19 protein-coding genes are annotated in these 25,628 nt (G+C 51.7%); 12 read left to right on the forward strand and 7 right to left on the reverse strand.

All coding sequences use genetic code 11. The features are described from left to right. A partial coding sequence (locus tag LQZ21_RS12660) for an Rpn family recombination-promoting nuclease/putative transposase (protein ID WP_411044882.1) occupies positions 1-770 on the forward strand: 770 nt, incomplete at its 5' end. Between the two features lie 171 nt (positions 771-941). Continuing rightward, a complete protein-coding gene (locus LQZ21_RS12665; RefSeq protein ID WP_411044883.1) occupies positions 942-1,871 on the forward strand; it encodes a glycyl-radical enzyme activating protein in 930 nt (309 codons plus the stop codon). Positions 1,872-1,904: 33 nt separating this feature from the next. On the opposite strand, the gene LQZ21_RS12670 is transcribed toward LQZ21_RS12665, so the two are convergent. Beyond that, positions 1,905-4,475: a hypothetical protein gene (locus LQZ21_RS12670; RefSeq protein WP_411044884.1), complete on the reverse strand. Its 2,571-nt coding sequence runs from the start codon at positions 4,473-4,475 to the stop codon at positions 1,905-1,907. A gap of 265 nt (positions 4,476-4,740) precedes the next feature. After that, positions 4,741-5,478, reverse strand: coding sequence for a hypothetical protein (locus tag LQZ21_RS12675; RefSeq protein ID WP_411044885.1), 738 nt, complete (start codon positions 5,476-5,478; stop codon positions 4,741-4,743). A 603-nt stretch (positions 5,479-6,081) separates the two neighbouring features. On the opposite strand from LQZ21_RS12675, the gene LQZ21_RS12680 reads away from it, so the two are divergent. The 5 genes from LQZ21_RS12680 (at position 6,082) to LQZ21_RS12700 (ending at position 11,968) form a co-directional block, all read left to right on the forward strand. After that, positions 6,082-7,029, forward strand: coding sequence for a substrate-binding domain-containing protein (locus tag LQZ21_RS12680; protein ID WP_411044886.1), 948 nt, complete (start codon positions 6,082-6,084; stop codon positions 7,027-7,029). 128 nt (positions 7,030-7,157) lie between these two features. Next, positions 7,158-8,135: an ABC transporter permease gene (locus tag LQZ21_RS12685; RefSeq protein ID WP_411044887.1), complete on the forward strand. Its 978-nt coding sequence runs from the start codon at positions 7,158-7,160 to the stop codon at positions 8,133-8,135. Next, complete coding sequence (locus LQZ21_RS12690; protein ID WP_411044888.1) at positions 8,128-9,624, forward strand: sugar ABC transporter ATP-binding protein; 1,497 nt, start codon at positions 8,128-8,130, stop codon at positions 9,622-9,624. Before LQZ21_RS12685 ends, LQZ21_RS12690 begins: the two co-directional genes overlap by 8 nt. An 8-nt stretch (positions 9,625-9,632) precedes the next feature. Beyond that, positions 9,633-10,757 carry a hypothetical protein gene (locus tag LQZ21_RS12695; protein WP_411044889.1) on the forward strand — a complete coding sequence of 375 codons (1,125 nt, stop codon included), beginning with the start codon at positions 9,633-9,635 and terminating at the stop codon, positions 10,755-10,757. Positions 10,758-10,960: 203 nt separating this feature from the next. Then, positions 10,961-11,968: a LacI family DNA-binding transcriptional regulator gene (locus tag LQZ21_RS12700; protein WP_411044890.1), complete on the forward strand. Its 1,008-nt coding sequence runs from the start codon at positions 10,961-10,963 to the stop codon at positions 11,966-11,968. A gap of 129 nt (positions 11,969-12,097) precedes the next feature. On the opposite strand, the gene LQZ21_RS12705 is transcribed toward LQZ21_RS12700, so the two are convergent. The 3 genes from LQZ21_RS12705 to LQZ21_RS12715 form a co-directional block, all read right to left on the reverse strand. Beyond that, a complete protein-coding gene (locus LQZ21_RS12705; protein WP_411044891.1) occupies positions 12,098-12,913 on the reverse strand; it encodes a carbohydrate ABC transporter permease in 816 nt (271 codons plus the stop codon). Beyond that, positions 12,910-13,788, reverse strand: coding sequence for a carbohydrate ABC transporter permease (locus LQZ21_RS12710; protein ID WP_411044892.1), 879 nt, complete (start codon positions 13,786-13,788; stop codon positions 12,910-12,912). Before LQZ21_RS12710 ends, LQZ21_RS12705 begins: the two co-directional genes overlap by 4 nt. Before the next feature lie 154 nt (positions 13,789-13,942). Beyond that, positions 13,943-15,244, reverse strand: coding sequence for an ABC transporter substrate-binding protein (locus LQZ21_RS12715; RefSeq protein ID WP_411044893.1), 1,302 nt, complete (start codon positions 15,242-15,244; stop codon positions 13,943-13,945). Positions 15,245-15,441: 197 nt separating this feature from the next. Between LQZ21_RS12715 and LQZ21_RS12720 the strand changes: the two genes are divergently transcribed. From LQZ21_RS12720 to LQZ21_RS12740, 5 genes are all read left to right on the forward strand, one after another. Next, the gene (locus LQZ21_RS12720; protein ID WP_411044894.1) at positions 15,442-18,708 is read left to right on the forward strand and encodes a glycoside hydrolase family 2 TIM barrel-domain containing protein; all 3,267 of its coding nucleotides are present in this window, start codon (positions 15,442-15,444) and stop codon (positions 18,706-18,708) included. A 404-nt stretch (positions 18,709-19,112) separates the two neighbouring features. Further along, complete coding sequence (locus LQZ21_RS12725; RefSeq protein WP_411044895.1) at positions 19,113-19,736, forward strand: DUF2314 domain-containing protein; 624 nt, start codon at positions 19,113-19,115, stop codon at positions 19,734-19,736. Between the two features lie 335 nt (positions 19,737-20,071). Then, positions 20,072-21,061 (forward strand): magnesium transporter CorA family protein, encoded by a 990-nt coding sequence (locus LQZ21_RS12730; RefSeq protein ID WP_411044896.1) that lies wholly within the window; start codon positions 20,072-20,074, stop codon positions 21,059-21,061. 89 nt (positions 21,062-21,150) lie between these two features. After that, positions 21,151-22,188: a low-specificity L-threonine aldolase gene (gene ltaE, locus LQZ21_RS12735; protein ID WP_411044898.1), complete on the forward strand. Its 1,038-nt coding sequence runs from the start codon at positions 21,151-21,153 to the stop codon at positions 22,186-22,188. After that, a complete protein-coding gene (locus LQZ21_RS12740) occupies positions 22,185-23,303 on the forward strand; it encodes a M24 family metallopeptidase (protein WP_411044899.1) in 1,119 nt (372 codons plus the stop codon). Before ltaE ends, LQZ21_RS12740 begins: the two co-directional genes overlap by 4 nt. Before the next feature lie 92 nt (positions 23,304-23,395). Here the strand turns inward: LQZ21_RS12740 and LQZ21_RS12745 are convergent, their stop codons facing one another. Next, the gene (locus LQZ21_RS12745; RefSeq protein WP_411044900.1) at positions 23,396-24,562 is read right to left on the reverse strand and encodes a hypothetical protein; all 1,167 of its coding nucleotides are present in this window, start codon (positions 24,560-24,562) and stop codon (positions 23,396-23,398) included. After that, the gene (locus LQZ21_RS12750; RefSeq protein WP_411044901.1) at positions 24,540-25,448 is read right to left on the reverse strand and encodes an AAA family ATPase; all 909 of its coding nucleotides are present in this window, start codon (positions 25,446-25,448) and stop codon (positions 24,540-24,542) included. The genes LQZ21_RS12745 and LQZ21_RS12750 overlap by 23 nt, the downstream gene beginning before the upstream one ends. Positions 25,449-25,628 lie beyond the last annotated feature (180 nt).

A 25,628-nucleotide genomic window follows, 5' to 3' on the forward strand; every position in this document is an offset into this window, starting at 1 on the left:
TCGTCTCCGCCATGACCGGACGGACCCTCACGGTCGTTTCCATCACCGCCAACGAGCCCCCGCCCCAGAGCCTGCGGGACCGGCAGATCCGCTTCGACATCCCCTGTAAGGCCGAAGATGGCGAACCGGTCAACATCGAAATGTCCCTGAACCCCGACACCTTCGAGCTGGTCCGCTTGGAGTTCCTGGCGGGGAAACTCTTTACCGATCAGGATATCCGGGGAAAGGATAAAACCTATGACGACCTGAAAACAGCCTACCAGATTGCGATCCTGGCGAAGGGCCGGTTTTTCCCGGACGAGTCCTTTCTCCACTGTTTTGAGTACTACGATCCGGAGCGGGGCGCCTCCCTGGGAGGCCGGAGCCGGATCATCACGGTGGAGTTGTCCAAGGTAGAGGCGGTGGCGCAAAAGCCCGTAGAGGAGATGACGGGGGCGGAGCTCTGGGCCGTGTACTTCCGGTACCTGACGGACAAGAGCAAACGGCACATAATCAATGGAATCATAGCCAGTGAGGAGGGAATAGCCATGGCAAGTGAAGTATTAATCACGATCAGCAAGGACGAGATAGAACGGGCACGGCTGATGAGCGAATATAAGTACGAGTTAGACACCCAGAGCAAGGTCGTTCAGGCAAAACGAGAGGGTTTGGCGGAAGGCCGACAGGAAGGCATTCAGGAAATCGCAAAAGCCATGAAAGCTCTTGGGGAGCCCGTCGAAAAAATAGCCCGCCTTACCGGGCTTTCCTCGGATGAAATTGCCGGGCTGTGAGGTACAGTACCAGACACCAACATAGAAGAGAATTCGACCACAAGGTAGACCGCTATGCGGTCAATTAAATGAGCATAAGGCGAAGAAGGAAAGGAGAAAGAGTTAGGAGAGAGGAAGGACCGTTTAGCCTTTACAAGATACTACTACCTTGATTAAACTAAATTGTACGATATGAAGAAGGCTATTCGGGGAATTATCTTTAACATCCAGCAGTTCAGTATCCATGACGGGCCGGGGATCCGGACGGTGGTGTTTTTTAAGGGATGTCCCCTGCGCTGCCGGTGGTGTTCCAACCCCGAATCTCAGTCCACGGCCATACAGATCCTCTGGGATGGGGCAAAATGTTCACGGTGCCGCCGCTGTGTCGGGCTTTGTCCCCCGGGGGCGGTTCGCTATGAGGAGGAGGCCGGTACCGCGGGCCCCCAGGCGCCGGGGCGGATCCGTATTAACCATGGCCGCTGTACCGGCTGCGGGATCTGTGTCGAAGCCTGTCCAAGCCAGGCACTATCCTTGGCGGGGCGGTATTATTCGGTGGATGAGGTCGTGGAACAGTGCCTTAAGGACCGGGTATTTTATGATGAATCCGGGGGCGGGGTGACCCTTGCCGGGGGGGAAGTCCTGGCCCAGCCGGAATTTGCCGAAGCCCTCCTGACCGCATTGGGAGAAGCGGGGATACACCGGGCCATAGAAACCTCGGGCCATGCCCCGGCAGCGGTGTTTGACCGGATAAGCGCCCGGACGGATCTCATCCTCTTTGACATAAAGCACCATGCCCCGGACCGGCATCGAGCGGGAACCGGGGTTCCCCAGGACCTTATCCTGGCCAATTTACGCACCGCCCTGGGCCGGGCGGTCTTGGTCAGAATTCCCGTGATCCCCGGGTACAACGACCACCCCTCCGACGCCGCCGCCTTGGGGGAACTCCTCGGGTCCCTGGGCGTCCGGGAGGTAGAGCTCCTCCCCTTTCACCAATTCGGGCAGCGCAAATACGCCATGCTGGGCCTGGACTACGGCTTTGAAAAAACAAAGGCCCTCCACCCGGAGGATCTGGAACACTACCAGGGGATCTTTGAAAACCACGGGATCAAGGTGCTGCGGTAAAACAGGCGGGAACATCCTTCCCAAAGCCCACGGTCAAATCGACCCTTTAAACACCATAAAATCCCTGCCAAAGAATCGCCGGTGCTTTACCAGCAATTCTTTACCGTCAAAACGGATGTCAACCTTGAGCTGTCCGTTGTCTTTTATCAAAGCGCCGATGGTCCGGTTGTAATAGGTCCTTCCCTCGCCCTCCAGGTTGACGGAGTTGACGGAAAGGATGCCCTTCAAACGATAGGGCGCTTCCCGGGCGGTTTTGCCGTTCCGGGAAAATATAGTACGGGCGGCGTCTTCCGGTTCCACCAAAAGGGAAAATAGGGGGGTGTCACCAACCTTGAGGACCCACCCGAAAAAGCCCTCGGCTAAAAGCTCGGGGGAGAGGGAGGCGGGCTTTTCGTCGGCCCCGGAACCAAAGGTCCCCGCTAGCGCAAAGGGGAGGCCGGCGATACGCCAATACTCTGCGGCGGTTTCCGCAAATCCCGCCGGAAAAACAAACTCCGGCTCTCCCCGGGCAAGCCTGCCGGCGGCCTCGGTATAGGTCTTTATCCGTATATCCAGAAGCTCGATCAATTTGTTATCGATCCAAATACGATTATCGGAAATAAGATCCGTATAGGTTTTATTGACCGCGATAATTTTTTTGCCAAACCGGGTAATGGTGTATATTTTGGGGATATCAACAAAATTCAGCAGGGTGATACGGCTGATAAGGTCCAGGTTGCTATACACCATACCCAGATTGAAGACCGCCCGTTTGAGTGATCTATACTCGGCCACCCGGTGTTCCAGCTCCTCTTTAAATTTCCGGTTGCTTTCAATCTTTCGCCATATTTCGGCATGCTGTTCCCGGGTATAGACCGGCCGTTCCCGCAGGGTCAGCTCCGGTGAATTGTAGCGGGCGATCTCGTCGTACCGGTTAAAAAACCAAGAATGCCGGTTGTCCGGAAAGGCGCTGATCTGGGCATCGCTGGCGAATATCAGGGTCCACTCCGCGTTTTCCCGCAGGGTGATATAATTGGTGTCCGCTTCCATAATATAATTGAAGAGAACCTTGTTTTTATCCCTGAATTTACGGTTTAAGCGCTCCTGAAATTCTTCGGAAAGTCCGTCCATGGCGTTTTCAGGGATTTCCAGGGTAACGAAAAATAGTTTGGGCGGCCCCACCCGGCCGGGCTGGTAATACCGCCGGAGATAGGTCCACACTTCTATCGGATGGAGGATGAGGGTACAGGTTTCCTCCCGCCAGGAAATACGCAAAAAACAGGAGCCTTCCAGGATATTGAAATTGGGAATTTCGTATTCCCACTCCGCTTCCATGGTATCCCCAAACCAGAGCTTACCCCGCATCGGTATATCCGGCGACAGCCCCCGCTCCCCCCGCGTTTTTGCGCCATTGGTATCCGCCGCCGCTGCCGCATCCGCTGCTTCCCCCGGCTCCGCGTCTGCCACGCCGAACAGCACCGCCCCGGGGGTAAAATACAGGGGGACCGGCACAAAGGTCCAATCCGAAGCCTCCAGGGGCTTTGACCAATAGCCGGTTTCGCCCTGATCATTGTACCCCGCCACCCGGAGTTCCCGGGCGGCGTTGCCCTGTCCGTTCTGCAGTATGGTGATATGCCGGGTGACCGCGGCCTTTCCGTTGAGGGGAATGGCCGGCTGGGGCTTCCAATCCTCCGATGGCAGGCCCCAGGGGGTCAGGTTTGACCAGTAATTGGTTCCCGAAAGATTGGACTCGTAGGGAACATAGGTGTATTTGAAAAACATGGGATCGCCGCCGGTGATATCAAAATCCACGATGCGGGTATACATTTCCCCGGCATCGTTGATAAGAAAGAGCGTGGAGGCGCTGGCCGATATGGCCGCCGCCTTAAAGGCCCCCCGTTCAGGGCCCACAAAATTCCGGCTGAAATCAGTGGGAAGCCCCGGATCGGCGTAACATATCTCCTGACCGTCTTCCAACAATACATAGGTCGTAACGATCTCCTGGGTACCGTTATGGTGCTGATTTCCAAAGGGATCTTCATAGTACTTTACCTGATCGTTCCGTTTGCCCACGGTCCATGCCTGGTTACGGGCGGTCCGATGATCCAGGTACAGGCCCACCATCTCGGGCCACCCTTGTTTATCCAGCCACTTTTTAGTCTGCCGGGAAAAAATCCAGTCCTGGCAGATACGGTAGAAACGGCCCTCGTCGGAGAGGGCCACCAGCTCATCGGCATCGGCGGCTATTTCCACTATGTATTTGGGGTAATAAAAGTAGGGGTCCCCAAAATTGTGGGGCAGCCCGGTCTCCATAAAGATGGTCCAGTCCCGGGGGCCGGAATCGGGGGTGATCCCCTTATACCAGATAAGGCCGTCCTTGAGGATATAGTAATGGTAGGTATTAAAGGTCTGGGTCCTGGTTTTAATATACACCGTTTCGGGAAAATTCCCGTTGATATCCTCCCCGGCGGGCGGTTCCCGGCTGATAGTATCGAAGGTTTCGGTCTTTTGCCGAAAGGGAATCGAAACACAGGCGCCGAACAGCAAGAAACCAGCGGCAGCCAGAACCACCCATTGGGAAAAACGGCCAAACAAAACCGGTGTTTTTTTTGTATTTCCGCCCATCGTATCAACCTGGAGTAGAACCCTGCTAACTACCGAGTTAGTTTAAAACGTACGTTTTTTAGTCAATGCCAAGACTTGATTTATATATCACAGGGCAATGGCTTTGTCAATGTGTTGGTTGGTGGTTGTCGTTGGTGGTTAAAAATTCTTAAAACCCAGCGGGGCTGGAAATTAGGGCCGAAGCCCCCGTGTAGAAAAAACCCGAAGGCGTTTTTCTACACGGGCATAGGGGACTATGCCCCGTTAACCGGCTGATGCCGCTTGGTTAAGGAGTGGTTATACTCCAGACTTTATTGGTACCATCGTACGTTAGCATTCCGGTCCAGGGTAGACCAGTAACGGACGTAACTGTCCCGGCGTCAGCTGGTCCCAGGGTGTCGTTGTCGTCCAGATTGGCAAATTCAAGGATTATGATGGCACCATTGGTGTCTACCTTTACCGATGACAAATTAAGAGCCTCAGTACCAACGGCAGCATCGGTTATTTTAAACGATGTTGCATAATCGGTACCTACAGCCAGTTTTTTTTCAGCACTGTATAACTCCTGGTTAAAGGTCACCGTAAATTTAGTACCTTCAGTCTCCGTATCAACCCTAGAAACTTGCAGCGGTTCCGGTTTAAAAGTCCCTTTGCCGACATTCTTGACCTCCACGTTGATGGTATCAGCTGTGGTTAAGCCGCTGTGCACCCCGGATACGGCTATCGTCACGCTCTTGCCATCCGGCCTTGGGGTTATCGTAGTCACTTTCATGGCGGCCTCGGTGTTTTTGGCCACCGTATAGTTAGCCGTAGCGGTCAAATGACCGGCCGCCTTCATAGCAGTCTCAATGTTAGTAATCGAATCGGTAAAGGTAACTATCACCGTATCGATATCCAATGCAACCGAAGCCACTTTAGACGGCGGATTGGGAGCTGGGCTCGTCGCGTCCGGGCATCCGATTAAGACGAGGAACGTTACCAGGAGTAACGCCGCGCCTCCCATGAAAAGAATTTTTTTAGACATAGAAGTCCTCCACTCCTTTCGGAGTTAAAAATTTTTATACAGGCTCATGCCCGTACAAGAGAGACAATGAAAAAATATTGGCAAGCGGAATAAGATAAACAAAGGAAGCGGGAAAATCCAGAATTCACAAAACTACCGCTGCTCCTAATTAAGGCTTCCCCAAAACCGAAATTTTAGGGAAGCCTCTACGGTTAGGCAAAATAATACCCCGGGTAGCAAAGGCTGACAGCCCAGGCGATACCCTATTCATATTAGTGACTATAATATCCCCGCCTTTTTTGAACAATGAAAAAAAAAATATTATTGTAAGAAACAAATATTCTGTGAAATAAACTCCTCAAAAATTTGAGGAAAGGGGAAAGCCTCGACCATCCGCGGCAATATATGCTCTGGGTGTTGTGGGGCGGCGCTTTTTTGCCGGACTTTTTCCAGTTTTTGACGGTGTTTTAATTTTTCACCGGAAATGAGACAATTTCGTAAGTTTTTTGTAAATTTTTCTTGACAACCAAATAGACTGATGGTAAAATATTAACAATAACGTTAACGTTAATATTGTTAATTACCTGTCATTGACAGGTATAAAATATTATTTGGAGGAAAGAAATGAGAAAAAAGACGAGGCTATTGGCAGTTCTCTTTCTGTTGATTCCCCTGGCAATGACGTTTGCTGGCGGGACGAGCGCGAAATCGGGGGCCAGTAAACTCCGGACCTTCGCCGTCATCTATCCCGTTATTCATCCTGTTTTTGAACCTGTTAATGAGGGAGCCCAGGAAAAAGCCAAAGAAATGGGTGTCAATGTCGAATTTCATGGTCCTGATGTAGCCGACCCCGCGCAGCAGATTCAGATCGTGGAAAATCTTATCGCCAAGCGGGTTGATGGAATCGCCATTGGCCCAACCGACTCGGCAGCGCTTACCCCGCTTATCAACAGGGCTATCGAACGGGGCATCAAAGTTCTCTGTTTCGATACCGATGCTCCCCAGAGCAACAGGGCCGGTTATATTGGTACTATCAACCTAAACTTCGGCCGTCATATGGGAGAGGTTCTCGGTCAGACCCTTAACGGCAAGGGCAATGTACTGGTATCACAAGGTGTTGCCACCCAGCAAAATCTTATTGAACGGCTTCAGGGCGTAAAGGAAGTTTGTTCCCAGAAGTACCCGGATATCAAATTTATTGATGAGCAGTCCGGCGCCGGTGATCCAAACAGAACCCTCGCCAACATTGAAAACATGGTCAAAGCTCATCCCGATTTCGATGCTCTCATTGGAATTGACGCCGCCGCAGGTCCCGCTGCCGCCATTGTATGGAAGGCCCAGGGCCTTAAACAGCCGGTCATCGTCGGTGACGATACTGCCGATATTATCCAGGGCGTAAAAGACGGGTACATCACCTACACTATTGCCCAGAACCAGTATGTCTGGGGTCAAAAGATAGTCGAAGAACTCAACGATCTTTGTGATGGCAAGAGCATCCCCGAAAGTTTCGATGCCGGTACCAGGGCTGTAGACGGGAAGAATGTATGGACTACCGCCCAGTACAACAAATGAGCTAAACTTGTAACTATTCAGCACTCAACGAAATAATAGAGGCTCTTGTAAAGCTCATTGAGTTTTTCCGGAGCCTCAGTTCACCGGTTTAGAGAACTTCTCAAAGCCGGATCGTCCGGGGATTAATTATGAATTCTAAGCTTGGCGGTATTGCCGGAATATTCCGGCGGGTAAGACAGGTCCGGGAGACAGGACTTCTTTTTGTTCTTATTCTTCTTGGCATTGTACTCTCATTTTTGACGCCGGTATTTTTTACCGGTGAAAATTTTCTCAATATTTTTAAACAGGTTACCCTGGTAACAATTGTTGCCTGCGGACAAACCTTTGTGCTTACTTCCGGCGGCATCGACCTTTCGGTCGGCGGTATCCTGGGTCTTTCCAGTATCATCATGGCCTGGACTATTAATCACGGCATGAATACTCCCGGCGCCATAGCGGTATGCCTGCTCTTTGGAACCATGGTGGGTATCACAAATGGTTTTCTTATTACAAAACTCAGATTACCTCCCTTTATTATTACCCTGGGTATGGCAAGTATCGCCAAAGGTTTTGTGCTGGTCATTACCAAGGGGTACGCGATCATGCTTGATAACCCCTTCATTATCGCTATTGGCCAGAACAGTTGGGGCGTCTTCCCCGTCATGGTTATATTCCTCCCTATTGTGGTGATTATCGCCCACTGGGTTTATAACTATACGATTTTCGGCAACAGGGTTAAATCAATAGGCGGAAACGAAACTGCCGCTAGGCTTTCGGGTATCAATGTCAAGAATAACAAGATTTTTACCTATGCCCTTTGCGGGTTTCTCTGCGGACTGGCGGGGCTTATCATTACCGGAAGATTAAATAGCGGTAACCCCAACGCGGGTACCAATTTTGATATGAATTCTATCGGCGCTGTTATAGTCGGCGGCACGTCGCTTTCCGGCGGCAGCGGCACTATTATAGGTACCATGCTGGGCGCTTTGCTTATGGGTGTCATTTCCAACGGCCTGGTGCTACTCGGCGTAAACATGTACTGGCAGACGGTGGCTACCGGGGCGATCATTATCGTGGTATGCGCCCTTGACAGTTTCTCCCAGAGAAAAGGTGACGCCTATGCCTAGCAGCCTGGTCATGAAAAATATCTCCAAGAATTTTCCCGGCGTTAAGGCCCTTTCCGGGGTGACGATTTCCCTGAATAAAGGCGAAGTACTTGCGTTGGTCGGAGAGAACGGTGCCGGGAAATCAACCCTTATGAAGATCCTCGGTGGCGTCTATCAGGCGGATGAGGGGGAGATCTTCATTGACGGCCAGAAGGCGGCGATTCATACGCCCCTGGATTCCCAGAAATTCGGCATCAGTATGATTTTTCAGGAGGTGAATCTTGTCCCTACTCTTTCCATCGCGGAGAACATGTTTCTGGGAAAGGAGCTTGCCGGGGGAATTCTTGGTCGGCTTGACAGAAGTTCCATGCGGAAAAAATCCACTGAAGTACTTGCCCGGCTTGGCTGCGGGAACCTCAATACCGCGGCACTGGTTAAGGACCTTACCATGGCAAAACAGCAGATGGTGGAAATAGCAAAGTCCCTGATGAACCGGTCCCGCATAATCGTGATGGACGAACCTACTTCCTCTCTTACCGGCACGGAAGTGGAGGCGCTTTTCAGGATAATCAATACTCTTAAAGATCAGGAGATTGCCGTAATTTATATTTCCCATAAGCTGGAAGAAATAGAACGAATAAGTGACCGGATCATCATCCTGCGGGACGGGAAATTTATCGCGGAACTTGATAACAGTAAAAAAAATGTGGAAAAAAATCTGATCGTCAAGTATATGGTGGGCCGGGACCTTACCGATTTTTATCCCTCCGGTAACGCGGTTATCGGTGAAGAGGTACTCAGGGTGATCAACCTCGGCCTGAAGGGAAAATTTAATCAGGTGTCCTTTAACCTCAGACGGGGAGAGATACTGGGATTTTCTGGACTTATTGGTGCGGGACGCACGGAACTTGCCAAGACGATTTTCGGCGAATTCAAAAAGGACGAAGGTGAAATATACCTTTCTGGAAAGCTACTCAAAATAGAAAATGTCAGAGACGCCATTAAAGAGGGGATAACGTTGATCCCCGAAGACAGGAAACGGGAGGGGCTGGTACTCTGCCTGAGCCTTGCCGACAACATTTGTCTTCCCAATGCCACCGAGGTAAGTTCCGCGGGAATTGTGTCGCGGGGAAAGAAAAACACCCTTGTCCGGCATTCTATTAACGAACTGCAAATACGGCCGGCTATGCCCAACCGCACGGTTATTGATTTTTCCGGCGGCAATCAGCAGAAGGCGGTAATAGCGAAGTGGCTTGTAAAAAACCCAAGGGTTCTTGTGTTGGACGAGCCGACCAGGGGCGTTGATGTGGGCGCCAAAAGCGAGATCTATTCGCTTATGCGGCGTCTTACCGAAAAGGGGGTGGGAATCATTTTCATCTCCAGTGAAATGCCCGAGCTGATCGGTATCTGTGACAGAATCCTGGTAATGAACGAGGGCCGGATAAACGGAGAATTCAAAAAAGGCGAAATGGATCAAAATTCCATCATGGCGGCTGCCGCGGGTATATAGGGGGATTTATGTATTACAAAGAGGATTGGGACAAGGCAAAAGAAAACCTCCGTGCGTTTTGGAATGGGGAGGACATTGGCCGGCCCTGTATGGCGGTATTTGCGCCGCGAACTGAAAAATCCAGACAGTTTCCGGAACTGCAGAGTGGTCCCTGGACCGGAAGCATGGAACAGTACGCTGATGACGATGTTGAATCGATTACAAAATGGTGGATCGATCCGGAAGAAAACCGGAAACACATGGAATACTGGTTTGAAAATACGTACTTTGGCGGAGAGGCCCTGCCGGCAACCCATACCAATTGGGGGGCAAGCGCCGCCGCGGCTTTTTTTGGCAGCAATCCCCACTTTAACAAGACCAGTGTATGGTACCCGGCGGTGATTCATGACTGGGATGAATGGGAATGGCAATTTGAGGAAAACTCAAATAAGTGGTGGAGACAAATTCGGGATATTGTGGTTCACCTGACCGCCCATGCGCCGGGCAGGTATTTGGTCGGTATGCCCGAATTCGGCAACGCGGCGGATAATCTTTCCCTGATGCGGGGAATGGATGATCTTGCCATTGACTGCATTGAAAACCCGGAACGGATTAAAGATGCCATTGAGGTAATGGACCGTGTCTGGATCAAGCTTCATGAGGAACTCTACAACATGACGCTTGTGGTCAACCAGGGAGGCGGCGTATTGCCCTGGATGACCCTCTGGGCGCCGGGGCGAATCGATCAGCTTGCCTGTGACTTTTCAGCTATCATTTCGCCCGCAAACTTCAAAGAGCTTTTTGTTCCGGAAATTGAATTAATGGGATCGTGGACGGAATACGGCACCTATCATCTTGACGGTCCTAACGCTATGGCAAACACGCTGGATGCCCTCCTGGAGATTCCCTGTATCAAGACCATTGAATTCACTCCGGGTATCGGATTTCCGCCGACAACCACGCCGGAATATATCCCCAAATACAAACGGATATTGGAGAAGGGAAAACGACTCTACCTCCTTGCCAATCCTGATGAAGTCCAGCCCCTGTGCGAATCGCTTCCAAGCAAAGGTCTCTATATCTGTACCTTTGCCGACTCACGGGCTGATGCCGACCGAATGGTACAAAACACGTACCGCTGGAGCAAGAAATAACGGTAACCGTTCATGGACCCTATATATAGTGGCATAGAAACGATAGTACGCTATATCTGGAAATACCCGTGAACGGTTACAAATAACGTAAGCACCCGGTCGGACAGCGGAGAAGACTCATTGACAGAGAGCGGAAGAATACTATATTTTTGTTAGAGGGCACATCCAAAATTTATTCCTCTGCATAGATATGGGTAATCTGTATGGTACGAAAGAAAGGACAGGTAACACTTAAGGATATTGCTCAAGCTCTGGATCTTTCCATTAATACCGTATCGTGCGCCCTGAAAAACCGTAACAGCATCTCTCCGGAGACGGTCAGAAGGGTCAAGGAAAAGGCCGAGGAATTTGGGTATATTCCCAACAGTGTAGCAAGTTCCATACGAACCGGTTACACAAGAACAATCGCCATTATTTTGGGAGATATCGCAAACGCCTATTTTGCGATTATGGTGCGGGAGCTGGAACGTATTACCAGCAAAGAAAACTATGTTGCGATGATCCTGGTTACGGACGAGGACCCCCAATTGGAAACCAAAGCAATCCAGGCCGCGCTGTCCAAAAATGTTGACGGTATTATTCTCTTTCCAACTTGCAGAACCGAAGCCGGAATAAATCTTATCCGCAAAGTGGGCACGCCCTTTATCCTCATCGGCAGACGTCTTCCAGATTCAAACATGGACTATATTGTCAGTGATGATGTTAATGGCGGTTATCTTGCCACCCGGTATTTACTGGACCGGGGACACAAAAGGATACTGCTTTTTGCCGGACCGGATTGCGTGTCCAGTGCTTTTGAACGCAAGCTTGGCTATCTCAAGGCCATGGAAGCTGCGGGAATTGCCACGGAGGATCTGATAATTCCCTGTGATATAACGGTAAATGAAACAATGAACCGTTTAATCAAAAAAACATTGCAGTGCCGGAAAGATTTTGACGCCATCTTTACCTACAATGACATTATCGCGTTTCGCATTATCCGTATTGCCTGTCAAATGAAAATAGCCTTGCCGGATATTGTTGGTTACGATAATATTCAGTCAAAACTCGATTTTGGTTTTAATCTGGTATCCGTGAATATCTATAAGAGCCTGATGGCTGAAAAAGCGGCCACGTGCCTCTTTTCGAGAATTCACAATCCTAAAGAGATTGACGGCTATTTTAACGAAGTCGTTCCCGTTGATTTGAACCTGACCCCAGAAAAAATATGAGGCTGCCCGCGCATCAATACTGTATGATATTGAGAACGACATCATCATAGACGGCTCATCGGTATACTGATAACGGATGACCGCCTTACCCGAAAATACTTATATGTTTCCGCCCGGCTCAATTTATTGCTATTTTACCGATCCCAGGATCCCCGCCACAAACCGCTTCTGTTGGGTAACAAAAATGAGCAGGGTCGGCAGGGTACAGATGGTAACCGCCAGGGCCAGCATGCCATAATCGGTGGTATACCCCGCGGTCATCCCCATGATCATCAGGGGCATGGTTTGGCTCTCCTGTTTCTGCAGTACAATGAGGGGCCACAGGTAGTTGTTCCAGCTGGCCATAAAGGTCACAATCCCCGCCGCGGCAAAGGTCGGGGCCATGACGGGAACATATATCCGGGCATATATGCCGAATTCCCCCATCCCGTCCACCCGGGCGGCCTGGACTATCTCAATGGGAAAGGACATGGAGCTTTGCCGGAAAAAAAAGATAAGAAAGGCGGTAGCGATGGAAGGCAAAATAAAGCCCGCGGTGGTATTCAGCAGGTTGGCGATGCTGAACATCCTGAACAGGGGCACCATCACCGAGGCGAAGGGCACCATCATGGACAAAAGCAGGATCGACATAAGCCGGTCCTTGTTTTTATCCCGGTATATCTGGAAGCCGTACCCCGCCATGGAGCAGATAAACAAGCTCGCCAGGGTGCCAATCAGGGTATTCCGCAGGGAATTCAGGAAGGTCCGCCCCAGGGATACGGTGGCAAGGAGGACCCTGAAGTTTTCCAGCAGATGGGTTCCAAAAAACAGCTTCCCCTTGGTAATATCCACGCTCCGGTTAGTGGCCGCAGCCAACATCCAGAAAAAGGGAAATCCCGAAAAAATACAAATGAAAATCAAAAAAGCATACATAAAAAAAATCGGGAGTTTATAATTTTTTTTCATATCCGGTCCCCCACTTTTATCTGTATCAGGGATAGTACCGCCACCATCAGGAGTATCGTGTAGGAAACCGCCGCCGCATATCCTAATTGGGGACTGTTATAAAAAGAAAGATTATAGATATGGTAGGATATGGTGATGGTCGCCTTGAACCCCGACCCCGGGGAAATGGCCTTTACCTCGTCAAAGAGCTGCAAAGTCCCGTTGGTGGACATAATGGTGGTCAGCAGGATCACCGGCCGTAAGAGGGGCAGGGTGATCTTGAAAAACTGCTGGGGTCCGGAGGCCCCGTCGATCCGGGCGGCCTCGTACACCGAGGTATCGATATTTTGCAGCCCCGCCAGGTAAAAGATCGTATTGTACCCGGTCCAGCGCCAGGTGATGACGAGGATAATCACCACCTTTGCCCAAAAGGGATCGGTCAGCCAGCTTATCGGATCGGGGATAAGTTTAAGCCTGAGGAGGACTAAATTCACGATGCCGTCCAGGGAGAAAAAGGACTTAAAAATAATCGCCGAAGAAACCAGGGCCACGGCGCAGGGCAGAAAAATAATGGTCCTGAAGATCACCTTTCCCTTGAGCTTGGGGCTATTGAGGATCGACGCCAGGATCAGGGCCAGGAAAAGCATCAGGGGGACCTGGAAGATCAGATAGATAAATACGTTGGCCACGGAACTATGGAATACCGTATCCTGTAAAAGACGCAGATAGTTCCGGGTCCCCGTAAACCGGAGGTTGTTCCCCAGCCCCGACTGTAGAGACAAAATAAAAGCCTGGACCATGGGATAAAAGGACAGGACAAAAATTAAGATCGCCGCGGGGCCGACAAAAAACCAACCCCAGCGGGAGTATTTTTTTGAGAGAAAAACCCGCCGCATAACCACTCCTCCCCGGTTGTTTTAAGAAGGGGGCGCCTTTCCCAAAACCGGCGTTTTGGGAAGGCCCCGGCGGTTTCAAACGAAACCGCTTTCCTGCAATTTACGGGTAACGGAGACCCCGATAACCGGGATTTTTACCGTCCGTTAGGGCCTGTTACTGAGCCACGAGGAATTCAACTTCCTCCTGGGCGGCGCTCAAGGCGTCATCGATGGACTTGGTACCCTGCATAATATCCATCATACCCCTCGTTACGGCGCTCCGGGCCTCATAGTTGAAGATCCCGTATTTTACCAGGGGGACCTTGCCCGCGTAATTTACCAGTTCCTCGTAGATCTTCTGGCCCCCAAAGAACTCGTGGGGCTGGCCATAGACCGCGGAATTCGCCGCGGGAAGCCAGGTGGCAATGGCCCCGGAGGAGGGAAGGATGGTCTCGTATAACTCCACGCTCCCCGCAAAGGTCTTGTTCAGGAAGTCCATGGCCGCGTCGGGGTTCTTGGAATTGGCCAGGACCATCCAGCCGGAACCGCCCTGGCTGGAGTAGTTAACCGATTCGATGTCGCTGAACCGGGGGGTATTCACCAGGGCCCACTGACCCGCCTGGGACGCTTCGGGGGTGATGGATCCGATGATCCAGCAGCCCTGGATGGTGGAGGCCACGGTACCGTTGTTCAGGGTGGCGATATAGGCGTTCCAATCCGACGCCAGGAGGATAACCCCAGACTGGACCCCTTCAATAAAGAGGCTGATGGCCTTTCTCAGCACGGGGTTGTCCTTGATATAGGGCTTGCCCTGGGCGTCAAACAGCCAGGTCCCGGCACTCTGGAGCATCACCATGATAAAATCCGGGCCCGTCGCATCGGTGGAAACCAGGGTAACCCCGGTTTTCTGCTTCACGATCTTCCCCAGCTCAATAAACCGCTCCCAGGTAATATCGTTAAAATCTTCTACCTTGAGGCCCGCCTGCTCCACAATATCCCGGCGCAGGAAGGTCCCGGTGGCGCCATTATCAAAGGGAACCCCGTAACTTTTCCCGTCTATGGTCCCCACATCCACCTTAAACTGGGCAAATTGGGATAGATCGATCTTGTCATTTAATGGAAGGAACGCATCGGGATAGGTCAAGACATTTTTCTGTATGGCATTATCCTGCATCAGCACGATATCGGGCAAACTATCGGTCTGCCGGGCGGAAAGAGCAGTGATCAGCTTCTGCTGTACGTCATCCCAGGGGGTCTCCACCACATTAACCGTTACATTGGGGTTATCCCGCCGGTAAATTTTCGCCGCCTCATTCATGGCATAAATATTGAAGTTGGGGTCCCAACACCACACCGTCAGGGTGACCGGCGCATTGGGGTCAGCCGCCGCCGCCGGAGCCTCTTTCTTGGTACAGCCGGTGAAGATCACCGCCGCCGCAAGAAGAACCATCAAACACATGGATCCAATTTTTTTCACACTTACCTCCTAAAACGCCCAAAAGGGCTAAGGGATTAAAGATTTGACACCGGGTTCATTCCCGGCCCAAAAAATCCAAAAACACCGGGGCAGTTTCAAAACAGTCAATTTTGAAACCGGCTCCCTGGGAAATCTTTTTAATTTTAAACCAGATCGGTGGTATTGACAAGGCGGAAAAGCTCTTTCATCATCATTATATGAATATAAAAACCCTTCCTCCCCTGTGGGAAAATCCTGAGATCCAGGGGCTCCACCGGCTGCCCATGGCGAGTCCCCGTTTAGCCTTTGCATCGGTCCGGGAGGCCCTGGCGGACGCGGTGGCCGGCCCGGAATTCCGCAGCCCCGGGGACAACCCCTGCTGCCTGGAGCTGGACGGAACCTGGCGTTTTTGCCTGCTCCGCAATCCCGGAGAGGATGCCCCGGAGGACCCCGCTTCCCTCCCTGCCTGGACCCGGCCGGACTTTAACGATGATTCCTGGGCGGATATCCGGGTTCCCGGAACCTGGACCCTCCAGACCGGCCCCAGGGGGGAGCCCTTCGATAAACCCCACTATACCAATGTCCAGATGCCCTTTGAGGGGACCCCTCCCCGGGCGCCGGACCATAACCCCACGGGGCTCTACCGCCGTACCTTTACCCTCCCCCAAAACTGGAAGGGCCGGCGGGTGGTTCTCCAGGTGGGTTCCGCGGAGAGCTGCTGTCTGGTTTACGTAAACGGCGTCTTTGCCGGGGCGGGGAAGGATACCCGGCTCCCCTCGGAATACGACATCACCCCCTTCCTCTCGGCAAGCGGGGAAAACACCCTCTGCCTCAAGGTGGTCCGGTACTCCGACGCCAGTTATGTGGAGGATCAGGACCAGTGGTGGTTCGGCGGCATCCACCGGAGCGTTTTTCTCTATGCCACCGAAGCCTGTTATATCAAGGACATCAAGGCCATTCCCGGGACCGTTACCGTGCATGCCGGGAAAAGCCGGGGCCGGCTCCGGCTTGAGGTAACCCTGGGGGGCGCAGTGCCTCCGGGGCGGAGTACCGGAAACGATGGGGTGGGCGCTGCCTCCGGGGAGCCGCCCTTCACCATTGCCTATGCCCTCTACCCCTTTACCCTGCCCGCAAGCCGGGAAGAAGCCCTGGCCTTTGCCGCTTCCCTGGGTTCATCCATAAACCCCCTCCTCGCGGGGGAACTCACCCTGGACTGCAACTACCGGGTCAACTCCAACCGGGTCGAAACGGAACTGGTCCTGGATAACCCCGCCCCCTGGTCCCACGAGGCCCCGAACCTCTACACCCTCTCGGTAAGCCTGTTCCGGGAAGGCCGGCATATCCAAAGCGCCGCCTTTTTGACCGGCTTCAGAAGCCTCCGGGTGGCCCGGCGGGAACTCTTGATAAACGAAAAGGCGGTGCTGATCAAGGGGGTGAACCGCCACGAGCATGATGAAAAAACCGGCAAAACCCTCTCCACCGCCGCCATGGTCCGGGATATCCGGCTCCTCAAAACCCATAATTTTAATGCGGTTAGAACCTGCCATTACCCCAACGACGAGCGGTGGTATGATCTCTGCGACCGGTACGGCATATACCTGGTGGACGAGGCCAATATCGAACATCACTGCTTTTACGAGCAGCTCTGTCAGGATACGGCCTGGACCTACGCCTATACCGCCCGGGTCCAGCGCATGGTGGAGCGGGACAAAAACCATCCCGCAATCATCATCTGGTCCCTGGGGAACGAAAGCGGGGACGGGTTCAATCATAACCTGGCCGGCGCCTGGATCCGCCGGGCAGACCCCTCCCGGCCGGTGAACTACGAGGGGGCGATCCGGCCCGAAGGCGGCCAGGGCGGGTTTACCCTGGACTCCCTGAACCGCAGCCGGGATCTGACGGACATTATCGGCCCCATGTACCCCCAGATTAAGCTGATCACCGATTTTGTAAAATACCGGGAAGATGACCGGCCCCTGATCATGATCGAATACTCCCATGCCATGGGGAATTCCAATGGGAGCCTGGCCGATTACTGGGAGGCCATCGAATCCTACCACGGCCTTCAGGGGGGCTTTATCTGGGACTGGATAGACCAGGGGATAGCGGCCGTTACCCCGGAGGGCGCCAAATACTGGAAGTATGGCGGCGATTTTGGGGATGAACCTTCGGATTACGATTTCTGCCTGAACGGCCTGCTCTTTCCCGATCAGACCCCCAAACCCGCCATGGCCGAGTGTAAGCAGGTCTTTGCCCCCCTGCGGTTCAAAGCGGTTCCCGGCAAACCCTATACATTTATAGTAGAAAACCGCTTTGATTTTTCCACCCTGGAGGGGATCGAGCTTGCCTGGAAACTCTCCGGGGAAGACACCGTCCTGGCCGAAGGGGTGGAGTCCCTGCCGCCCCTGGCCCCGGGCGGGGCGGCGGAAATAGAACTCCCGGTACCCAAAAAACTCGATTTGGCGGCTGTGCCGGGGACGGTCTTTATCCATGGGGATTTCAGGCTTGCCCGGGACCAGGGGAGTACCCCCTGGACCAAGGCCGGGTTTGTCCTCTGCTCCGGGGAAAAAATCCTCCGGGAGACCCCCCGGACCCTTACGGTGGCGGCAAAGGCCGCGCCGGAATTCGCCCGGTTTGGGGAGCTTTTTGCCCCTTCCCTGTTCCGGGCCCCCACGGAAAACGACGGTCTTAAGATCTATATCCCCCTTCGGGGGGACCCGGCGGCCCTTTTCTACTATAAGGATAAGGCCATGTACCCCTGGCTGGACCTGGACCTGCTCCACCTGCGGAGGGGGGAAGAGGAAACCGCCGCTACCCTTTGGGAGGGTTACCAGGCCCAATGTTACCGGGCAACGCTCCTGGCCGGGGAAAAGGCCGCGCCGGGTTTTGAAAACAGGCGCCTTGGGGTCTTTACCCGGATCTCCGTGCCCCCCCAGGGGGGCGGCCCCGGTATCCTGGACTTCACCTTTGACCTGGACCCTTCCCTGCCGGAACTGCCCAAGGTGGGGGTTATGGCCCGGATTCCCGCCTATTATTCCCGGATCACCTGGTTCGGCGCGGGCCCCCAGGAATCCTATCCCGACCGCCGGGCCGGCGCCCTTTTGGGCCGTTACGAGGATACCCCCGCCAGCCTGGAAGTGCCCTATGTGGTGCCCCAGGAAAACGGCAACCGCAGCGGGGTACGGAGCGTTACCCTCTGGGGTCCCCAGGTTCCCGGGGACCGGCCCGGGCGGATCATTATTCGGCCGGACAAACCGGTTAATCTGGGGGTCAGCCGGTATTCCCCGGAAAACCTCTTCACCGGCCTCCACACCATAGACCTTAAGGACCTGACCCACGGCCCCGAGGGCTATTGGCTTCTCAGCATCGATGTCGCCCAGCGGGGGGTGGGAACCGCCACCTGCGGCCCGGACACCCTGGAACCCTACCGGATCCGGCCGGGGCGCTTTACCCTGCGGCTCTTTATCGGCGAGTCGGAGTTTTAGCGATGTAAAGAGAATTCGACCACAAAGGCGAAGAAGGAACTCATGTTAGAATAGGAAGAAGAGGATTAACCACGAACTACACGAACCTCACGAACAAAGAGGAAGATTGGGATGAGGGAGGAGTTAGAAGTGAGGAATTATGAAAGTTGGTATTGGATACGATTTAGATTATTCGTTGCGTGTAAAAATATGGCTTTCAAATGAAAAGTTCGTGAGGTTCGTGGTTTTCTACTAATTTAAAACCGGAAATGGTTTTGGAGTTGGCTTTATTTATTACTATTTTATTCATAAATCCGGCATTATCCCTTGACCTGAACCGTTTTTTTATATATCTTAACAATTAGTACTGCTGATACGGTCTTTTAGATATGCTTATGTACCATCCTTGGTTTATACGACCTAAATTGTGTTTTGTACATCACAGCTTTTCATCTACCGTATCATCAGTTTGCCCCCCGGGTTTCTTCACCTCCTTTTCCCGGGGGGCTTTTCTTTTAAACGCCCGGTTCCTGTTTGGCGTAAAACCCCGCCAATTTCTGGGAGGGATCCTGCTGTATGCCGTCCTGCTCCTAAGCTCCTGCGAAAAAGCCCCGATCCCGGCCCCGGTTTCTGAAGGGGAACTTATCAAAATCACCCAACCAAACAGTGAACTCGATCAAATTATCCTTCGTGCCCGGGAAACTCTGCCGGAATTTATCGAAAAATTGAACGCTCCCGGGGCGGATGAGGGGAATTTTCAGGTTAAATACCCCTTTGCGGCGGATCCGGAGAGCGGATTTGCCTATGAACACATCTGGCTCCGGGATATCCGGCTCAAGGACGGCCGTTATTACGGTACCGTAACCAATCAACCCTGCTATTGCAGCGGCCTTACCCTGGGCGCGGTGGTGTCTTTTTCGATAAACAATATCAGTGACTGGATGTATACCCAGGGGGAAAAAATAATCGGGGGCCATTCCATTAAACTGCTCATGGAGGAACTCCCCGACTTGGACGCCGGGACCGCCGCTTTCTACAAAAAATTTTAACCTGGAAATTTACTCGAAAATACGTTGCATCAATGGAAATAATCTGGTATAGTGGAGGCAGCTTCAAAGTGATGGTCCTGCGGCCAGGGGTTTTGGAGCGGCCCGAGCGTATAGGGCCTTTGAACTTCCTATGAAGTTTCATAAAATCCAAGCCAAGGAGGAAATGCCATGTCCGATCCGGACGGCGGCGGTAGTTTACCCAGCCATAGACAAAAGTCAATCTATTTGACGTTTGCGGCATTTCTTATTAAGCGCCCATCTTACTAGAACCATCGGGGTTTCTTCGTGCGGGGCGGGCTTTTTGAGGAAGGTCCGCAAACCAGAGGAGAACCCGAATGATTACGATCCGAATGAAAGGTGAAAACGGGCTTGTCGAAACCAATACGCTCAGCAAAGGCTGTTGGGTCGATGCCCGGAATGTCGATAAAAACGATTTGGCCCTGCTGGAAAAAGAATACGGCATTGCCGGGGAACTGTTGACGGATATTATGGATGCCGATGAGCAGGCCCGGATAGAAAAGGAAGATGAATATACCGCCCTGATTGTACGGCTTCCGGTATATGATGAAAGATTCGAGGTGTCTGTTTTTACCCTGCCCCTGGGGATTATCCTTTTTGCCGATAAAATTGTAACCATCTGCCAGAGTTCCAGCGAAGCCCTGGAGGATCTCACCAGAAACCGTATCCGGGGGTTTAATATCGGCAACAAAAGCACCTTTGTCTTGAACCTTTTAGGCCGGGCGGCCTTTACCTTTCTTAAGGCCCTGAAGGAACTCAATAAACGGACCACCATTATTGAGCGGGAACTGCAAAAATCCATCAAAAATAACGAGTTGATCCAGCTCCTTTCCATTCAGAAATCCCTGGTCTATTTTACCACCAGCATCACCACCAACGAGCTGCTGCTGGAAAAGCTGCAAAAATCCTCCCTGATCCGCTTTAAAGAGGACGAAAAGGAACTCCTGGAGGATGTGGTTACCGAAAACAAACAGGCCATTGAAATGGCGAAGATCTACTCGTCGATCCTCACCGGCACCATGGACGCCTTTGCCAGCGTCATCTCCAACAACCTGAATATCGTGATGAAGCGGCTCACCATCGTTTCCATTGTGCTGATGATCCCCACCTTGATCACCAGTTTTTACGGGATGAATGTAAACCTCCCCTTTCAGGGCTCCATCGCCGCGGTTTGGGGCATTGTGGTGGTCAGCCTGCTGGTCTCTGTCCTGGTGGCCATACTCCTGAATACGGACCGGTGGAAACGGAAAAAGCTGGCCGCCATGGCCCTGCCCTATACCCATAGTTATGTGATGGTTCACCGGTAACGGTAATTTTCCGGCAAAAGCACATTGCCCGGGGGATTCCCCGGTTGTATATTTTAAAGTAATCAGGATAATGAAGGGTTGGGGGCATAATGATTGATCTACGGAGCGATACGGTAACACAACCCACCGCCGAAATGCGAAAAGCTATGGCCGAAGCAGTGGTGGGCGATGATGTTTATGGGGATGACCCTACCGTCAACGAGCTTGAACGGCTGGGGGCGGAGCTTGTGGGCAAGGAAGGGGCGGTTTTTGTGCCTTCCGGGACCTTTGGGAATCAATTAGCCCTGTTTACCTGGTGTGCCCGGGGAACCGAGGTGATCCTGGGGAACGAATGTCACATTATCCAGCACGAGGCCGGGGCGGCATCGGTTATTGCGGGGGTCCAAACCCGGCCCGTTCCCGCTCCCCAGGGGGCGCTGCCGGTAGAGACGGTCCGCCAATATATACGGAAACGGGACCTTCACGCCCCGGCAAGCTCCCTGGTGTGCCTTGAAAACGCCCATTCCCTGGGCAGGGTGGTATCCCTGGCGGATATGGACGCGATTAAGGTCCTGGCCGGCGGGGCGGGCCTGCCGGTACACCTGGACGGAGCCCGGATCTTCAATGCGGCCCTGGCCCTGGGGGTAGCAGCCCGGGAAATTGCCGCCCGGGCCGATTCGGTGATGTTCTGCCTCTCCAAAGGGCTCTGCGCCCCGGTGGGTTCCCTGCTGGCGGGTCCCCGGGATTTTGTCCGGGAGGCCCGATATAAGCGGAAAATCATGGGAGGCGGCATGCGTCAGGTGGGGATCCTCGCCGCCGCGGGGCTCATCGCCCTCCGGGACATGACGGACCGCCTTGCCGAAGATCACCACCGGGCCAAAAAACTCGCCCAGGCCCTGGCCGCTATCCCCGGCGTCTCGATTAACCCCGGCGAAACCGAGATCAACCTGGTGTTTTTCTCTTTCCCCCCTGCAGTGGATCGTGAAGAGGCAAAAAGGATAACGAATTTTTTTGCGGAACGGAATATTTTGATCAACTCCCCGGATGAGGGGGTGTTCCGGTTCGCTACCCACCATGGGATAGGGGATAAGGAGCTTGCGCTTGTTCTGGAAACCTGCAAAGCGGCCTTTGGGGGGTGCGGTAGATGACTGCCTTTGAAGTTCGCAGAAACCGGCTCTACGACTGGATGGCCATGGAGGGGGTGACCCTGGCCATGTTCGAGGATGCTGAAGGCCGCCGGGATCCTTCCCTGCGCTGGCTTACCGGGCAGCCCGGAGACGCCCTGCTTTTTCTTTCCCTGGATAGACGGTCCCTCCTGGTGCCCTGGGATATCAATATGGCCATCGTATATGCCCAGGTGGATATGGTCATTCCTTACGCCGAATTTGAGCGGCGGCCCATCAACGCCCTGCGGGCGGCGGCGGAATTTTTTAAGACGCCCTTTGGTTCCAAGGTGGAAATTCCCGCGGTTACCCCCTATCCGGTTTTTCTGCACTATGTGGAAGCCCTCAGCGATTTTGATGTATTATGCCGGAACAGCGGTATCCAGGAAGCGGCCCAGCAATTACGGGCCATTAAGGATGAAGAGGAGATCCGTATATACCGCAAGGCGGCGGATATTACCAATACTATTATTACCCTGCTGGAGGATAACATACGCTCCGGCAATCTCAAGACCGAAACCGATGTCGCCCTCTTTATCGAAAACGAGGGACGGCAACAGGGCTGTGACGGTACGGGGTTTGAAACCCTGGCGGCAGGTTCCGCCCGGAGTTTCGGCATCCATGCCTTTCCCCCCTATACCGGCGGGCCCTTTGCCGCCCCGGGTATGTCGATCCTCGATTTCGGGTTAAAATATTTGGGATATACCACCGATGTGACCCTTACGTTTGTTCGGGGCGCCCTCTCAAGTCAGCAGGAAAAGATGCTTACCCTGACGGAGAAGGCCTATAAATTGGCCTACTCCATGATTCAAGACGGGGTTGCCGCCCGGGAAGTGGCGGTATCCGTGGACACCCTTTTTGAAAAATCAAAAAAAGCCATGCCCCACGGCCTTGGTCACGGCATAGGCCTGGAGGCCCACGAAGCGCCCGCCTTGCAGAGCCGCCTTGATAATACCTGGCAGCTCAAACCGGGGATGATCTTTACCCTGGAACCGGGGCTTTACGATCCGGTCATGGGGGGCTGCCGTTTGGAAAACGACATCCTCCTTTCGGATACCGGCGCCGAAACCCTTACCAAGGCACGGATCATTCGGCTTTAGAAGCATGAAGGGGTAATTCCGGCGGCCTTGCAGTCCTGGTATCGTATCATTTGGGGTTGTTCTTTAAATTCGCACTTCGGATTAGGCATTGGTCATATGGACAGGCCGTAATCCGGATGTTCCCCTATCCAGCCTACGATTGTTTGTTTTGTTTCCGCCGACCATTTAAAAAAAATGCGTATGCAATGTCCATCATCAGAATGGTAAATATGATAAGGGAATTTACTTTCAGCGGGTTTCAGGTGATCAACAAAGCCGCTTTTCCCGCCGCCGTCATCATACATTATTTCCTCTGACTGGCCGCTGCAATTGCAACCATACATTCTGGCCAGTAATACAAGCGGGTAATCGGGGTGCGCGGTCCTTTTAATCCCGGTTATTTCGCTGAGTGTTTTTAAGTAATAATAAACTTTGTCGGGCGGGCCGGCGTCTCTATTTCTTTCTTTTACGCCGCTTTCAATATCATTTCCGAAAACAAGATTGTTTGAAAAATCATGTTGAGCTCTTTTAACCGCTTCTTCCAGCGTTGTAAAATTTTGCGGCGTTTCTTTAATACTTTTTATAGACTTTTTCTTAACTATCCCTTCAAATTCGCTTGATTCATGTATGATTTTATTTAATTCATCGTTTTTTGCTACCTCGATCCATTCTTTTAAATAGCCTCCAAAAGAAATAGATTTAAAATGTGATTGTATTGTTAATTCTTCATCCAATCCCTTGTATACAAACAAATGCCTGCCGGGTTCATTGTCATATATAAACTTATTTAATAAGGCGATAGAAGAAAGGGTGCGTATAAAATTTTCCCCATAGGTTTTCCTGATATTATTTTCAGGACTTTTTTTTAATTTTATTTCAAGACGCGATATATTCTGAATGCCAAATTGGTTATTGAAATCTCGACGCCAATCCTGCTGATAGTCTTCATCCTCCCTTTGATAATTATCTATAATAGCCTGTAACTTTTTTTTATAGTCATGATACGAATAATAGCCATCACTTAATAATTGTTCTATCTCCGCGCTGTATTTTCTAAAGGCGTTGTTTTCAAGTTTTTGCAGAAATTCATCAGAAACGAATTTAGGGAAAAACACCGAGTTATCTAAAGAAATACAAAGAGCCATATACCCGTCTATAGCGCGGCACACCTTCTTAACCAGCGTTCCTCTGCGTTTTTCGTCCGCTTTCAGAAATTCATCTTCATCCAATAAAAATATGCTGACATCGACAGTGTAGTTATTCATCATCAAGCTCTTCATCTTCCTGGATTTTTTTCGCCCGCTTTTTCGAGGAAGCAAGAATGATTTTGTCCGTTTGATTTATGCCTTCATCAAAAAAATCTTTCGGCCAGTGGGGGATTATTCCCAAATCGTTGATTTTTACTTCCCTGAACATCGAAGAATTTTGTATTTTTTCAACAAAATAAATAATCGAGTTATCCATCATTTTTTCTTTGCCCAAATCATCGGCAGCTATATTCAGGCGCATCGCGTTTATAAAATGCTCACTGTGGGTTTCTATGATACATTGCACCCCCGAATTGGCTATTGCCATAAAGAATTCCGCCAGCCTTGTCTGCATTTTGGGGTGCAAATGGAGTTCGGGTTGTTCAAAAACAAGGGTGGTTTCCTTACGGGCGGTAAGGCACATGACGACAATGGGGATTACCTGGCTTACGCCCACACCGACATTGGTTAAATTGCTCCACTTTGATGATCCCGGTGTCCGTATCTTCAGGGCAATGCCGGAATCGAGTTCAGCTTTAATATCGTCAGCGACGCCGATATAGGCAAGCCATTGTTTTATGGCGTCAATGGTTTTTACTTTATCCTTGTTCTGGTTCGGAAGCGGAAAGTCACTTTTTTTCTTGCTGTGCAGAAACAGTACGCTTGCGGTATGTTCTCCTTTTCTGCCCAGATCAAATGAATCGTTATTGCTTGGATATGGATACAATGGCTTGGGGTCCTCACGAAGCGGACCAAGATAATAAATGCTTTTTGAAAAGCAATCGAAAATTTCAGAGAGATGATTTTTTATAAAATACGACGCATCAAATGGAGCAATATTTGCTGCGGCTAATAATTGTTTTATAAGCTTAGGATATATAATTCGTGTTTTTTGAACTGATTTTATCCGGTCAGTCAAATTTTTCGGTTCTTTCCAATCGTCTACTATTTTTTTATAGATGTTTAAGAAATCAACAAGTGCGGCTGTTTTATCCTCCAGCAGGCATTTACTAAACTTTTCATAAATATTACCTCATATATAGCGCAAGGATGGTTTCCTAAAGAAAGCAGAAATAATTGTGGGTTTATGCAGTAATGA

Origin of the sequence: Treponema sp. TIM-1 (assembly GCF_046533115.1) — a bacterium.
GTDB lineage: Bacteria > Spirochaetota > Spirochaetia > Treponematales > Breznakiellaceae > JAIRMO01.

Bases quoted from the DNA above. Each gene is read 5' to 3' on its own strand.
- LQZ21_RS12710 (WP_411044892.1), bottom strand. From the start codon at position 13,788: ATGCGGCGGGTTTTTCTCTCAAAAAAATACTCCCGCTGGGGTTGGTTT.
- LQZ21_RS12665 (WP_411044883.1), top strand. From the start codon at position 942: ATGAAGAAGGCTATTCGGGGAATTATCTTTAACATCCAGCAGTTCAGT.
- LQZ21_RS12700 (WP_411044890.1), top strand. From the start codon at position 10,961: ATGGTACGAAAGAAAGGACAGGTAACACTTAAGGATATTGCTCAAGCT.
- ltaE (WP_411044898.1), top strand. From the start codon at position 21,151: ATGATTGATCTACGGAGCGATACGGTAACACAACCCACCGCCGAAATG.
- LQZ21_RS12675 (WP_411044885.1), bottom strand. From the start codon at position 5,478: ATGTCTAAAAAAATTCTTTTCATGGGAGGCGCGGCGTTACTCCTGGTA.
- LQZ21_RS12670 (WP_411044884.1), bottom strand. From the start codon at position 4,475: ATGGGCGGAAATACAAAAAAAACACCGGTTTTGTTTGGCCGTTTTTCC.
- LQZ21_RS12685 (WP_411044887.1), top strand. From the start codon at position 7,158: ATGAATTCTAAGCTTGGCGGTATTGCCGGAATATTCCGGCGGGTAAGA.
- LQZ21_RS12705 (WP_411044891.1), bottom strand. From the start codon at position 12,913: ATGAAAAAAAATTATAAACTCCCGATTTTTTTTATGTATGCTTTTTTG.
- LQZ21_RS12680 (WP_411044886.1), top strand. From the start codon at position 6,082: ATGAGAAAAAAGACGAGGCTATTGGCAGTTCTCTTTCTGTTGATTCCC.
- LQZ21_RS12695 (WP_411044889.1), top strand. From the start codon at position 9,633: ATGTATTACAAAGAGGATTGGGACAAGGCAAAAGAAAACCTCCGTGCG.
- LQZ21_RS12720 (WP_411044894.1), top strand. From the start codon at position 15,442: ATGAATATAAAAACCCTTCCTCCCCTGTGGGAAAATCCTGAGATCCAG.
- LQZ21_RS12730 (WP_411044896.1), top strand. From the start codon at position 20,072: ATGATTACGATCCGAATGAAAGGTGAAAACGGGCTTGTCGAAACCAAT.
- LQZ21_RS12740 (WP_411044899.1), top strand. From the start codon at position 22,185: ATGACTGCCTTTGAAGTTCGCAGAAACCGGCTCTACGACTGGATGGCC.
- LQZ21_RS12690 (WP_411044888.1), top strand. From the start codon at position 8,128: ATGCCTAGCAGCCTGGTCATGAAAAATATCTCCAAGAATTTTCCCGGC.
- LQZ21_RS12745 (WP_411044900.1), bottom strand. From the start codon at position 24,562: ATGAAGAGCTTGATGATGAATAACTACACTGTCGATGTCAGCATATTT.